The 2,479-nt window shown below is 59.3% G+C and carries 3 protein-coding genes; 2 read left to right on the top strand and 1 reads right to left on the bottom strand.

Translation table 11 applies throughout. The features are described 5' to 3' along the window. Window positions 1-826 (bottom strand): KUP/HAK/KT family potassium transporter (locus EOA27_RS31810; protein ID WP_189562181.1); only part of this gene is annotated, 826 nt, incomplete at its 3' end. A gap of 975 nt (window positions 827-1,801) precedes the next feature. Here EOA27_RS31810 and EOA27_RS43035 point away from each other — a divergent pair. Together EOA27_RS43035 and EOA27_RS31800 are read left to right on the top strand one after the other, a co-directional pair. Continuing rightward, entirely contained in the window at window positions 1,802-2,080 is a 279-nt protein-coding gene (locus EOA27_RS43035) for an AlpA family phage regulatory protein (RefSeq protein WP_063169289.1), read from the top strand. After that, on the top strand, window positions 2,077-2,479 hold a 403-nt coding region (locus EOA27_RS31800; protein ID WP_164747208.1), incomplete at its 3' end, for a hypothetical protein. The genes EOA27_RS43035 and EOA27_RS31800, both read left to right, overlap by 4 nt.

Here is a 2,479-nt window from a genome sequence, read left to right as displayed (position 1 = left end):
GACAAGGGAACACGATCGCCAGCCAGGCGAGCACGATCGGCTTGCGGCCGAAATGGCCGAGGTCGGCGTAGAGCGCCTCGGCTCCGGTGACGGCGAGGAAGACTGCACCAACCGTAACGAAGGCGACGTCAGGCGAGTTGACCAGGAACGACACGATGTAATGCGGGCTGATTGCCAGCAGGATTTCCGGGTCGTCCATGATGTGGTTGAGCCCGGAAAGGCCGATGGCCAGGAACCACAGCGCGGTAACGGGTCCGAACACCAATCCTACGCCGCCGGTGCCAAACCGCTGTACCGCAAACACGATCGCCAGGATGGCCAGTGTCAGCGGCACCACATAGGGCTGGAACGTCGGCGTGACGACATTCATACCTTCGACCGCCGACAGTACCGAGATTGCCGGCGTAATGACGGCGTCGCCAAAAAAAAGCGCCGCGCCGACGATGCCGATGCCGATGCCGATGCCGAGGATCACCGCAGAGCAGGTCGGGAAACTGTTGCGCGCCAGCGCCATAAGCGACAGCACTCCGCCCTCGCCTCGATTGTCGGCGCGGAGCACGAACATGATGTATTTGATCGTCACGGTGATCGTCAGGGACCAGATGATCAGCGAGAGTACGCCGAGGATGTCGCCACGGCTGGCGACGTTGCCACCCGCTGATGCATGCAACGCCTCGCGAAATGCATAGATCGGGCTGGTGCCTATATCGCCATAAACGACACCTAGTGCGCCCGACATCAGCGCCTTGGTGCTGTGCTGCTCGACCTCAGAATGGCTCGATTGTTCGACAGGTTCTGCCTCGTTACCAGCATTGGTAAGGGCCATGGACGACACTCCGATAAGCGCGCGGTGCTCTACGCTTGCTGCACTGCAATATCAAGTTCCGTCACGTAATGTCTGCCGTCTCGCCTGTCGTTGCTCGCCTTGGTAGACTCGCCAGCCCGCAGCCCTACCGAGCAGCAATAGCGCCCCGGCAGAACCCTCAATCGCCCAGATCAATGAATGGTTATCGCCCACAGTGCCCCCCCGCGATGCGGCCGATGGCGACCAGGGTGTCGTGGGCGCACAAGGATGGCGCTTTCCTGATGACGCCGTGCTCCAGGTGTGATCGCACCGTTGCTGCGCAAGCCATTTACTTGCTCGTCCCAGCGAGGACCGTGGCCAACTGGAACGCAGGGCCACGCCGCTCACCGGCCGCACTTTGCGGCGCAGATAACGATTCGATCTCCGCGGCGAGATTCTGGTTGAAGAAGCCACCAAGCTTGTCGAAGGACACACGGTCGTAATATCGACATGCCAGTATCCGCAACCCAGAAAAGCTCCTTGGGCTCCGCTGCGCGCGCCACGAACAACCCGATCTTCTCTGCGAAGAGGACGCCGTAATCCTTCAGGTTGAAGCCAAACCGGGGGGCGGCCGTGACGTATGGGCGAAGGGCTAGGAGGCGGGTTCGGTGAGGAACGGCATTGATGTCCACGCCGTCTCCTGGAAAGACAGAGGAATGCGGTGTCACCGACTGGCGCCGGAGGTTGATCCGGTGATTAGGAGGAGCACTCGTTGTCGGATTCTCGACGATGTCGGACATCTGACACAACGCTGCCAGAGCGATCACGTTGTTCCGAAACGATTTTCCCAGTTGGCACGACAATTGCGGTCCTATGCGCAAAAGCACTGCGATGCCGCACCGACTGGAAGAACTCATCAATGATCACGCTTTTCGAACATGTGGGCGCCGCTACCAACACTAAGCGTTCCCGATCAAACGGAAGCCTCTATCCCTTCTTTCTGAAGGCTGTCCGGACATGAACGCATTTGATGTCCGTCCAACGCTGGATGCTCCCGACGACGATCTCTATCTTTGGCTTGAAGATGTGGAAGGCGAGCGGGCACTTGCCTGGGCCGCCGGCCAGTCGGCAAAGACCCTGAAGCACTTCAGTGGAACGCAGTTCGAGCGCGACCGCGCGACTCTGAAGGCAGGCCTGTTCCCTAAGCGGCGTCGCATCTCCCCCGGCCGAGTCGCATGGCTTGAATCCGATATCAGGGCTTGGATGGAAACTAGATCTGAGAGCCGCACCGCATGAATGTAGCCTCCCAATATCTTCTCCCGTCTGTGGCGCATCACGAAGCCGGGCACGCGGTGGCCGCCATCGTTTTGCACCGTCAGATGTTCGACGACGACCGTGAACTCCCTGCTTTCTCAAGTGTTAGTATTTACCCCGACGCCGGTGACGGAGAGTGCGGTGGTTTTGTCGAAGGCACGGTTTTCTATTCAGCGCAAGGATTCACCTCGGAGCTAAAGCCGATTTTCGAGAACGATATGGATCGACATTTCCAACGCGATGAAGCGATCCAAGAGATAGTTGCGTGTCTGGCAGGTCCTTTTGCAGAATCCGCATTCGAAGGCTATCTGGACCCGCGCGATATGGCGATGAATGCGTCCGATGGGAATGAGGGGAGCAGCGACTACGCGGATGCCAAGC

Origin of the sequence: Mesorhizobium sp. M2A.F.Ca.ET.037.01.1.1, assembly GCF_003998075.1 — a bacterium.
GTDB lineage: Bacteria > Pseudomonadota > Alphaproteobacteria > Rhizobiales > Rhizobiaceae > Mesorhizobium.
This window is presented reverse-complemented; position numbering and strand designations above follow the sequence as displayed.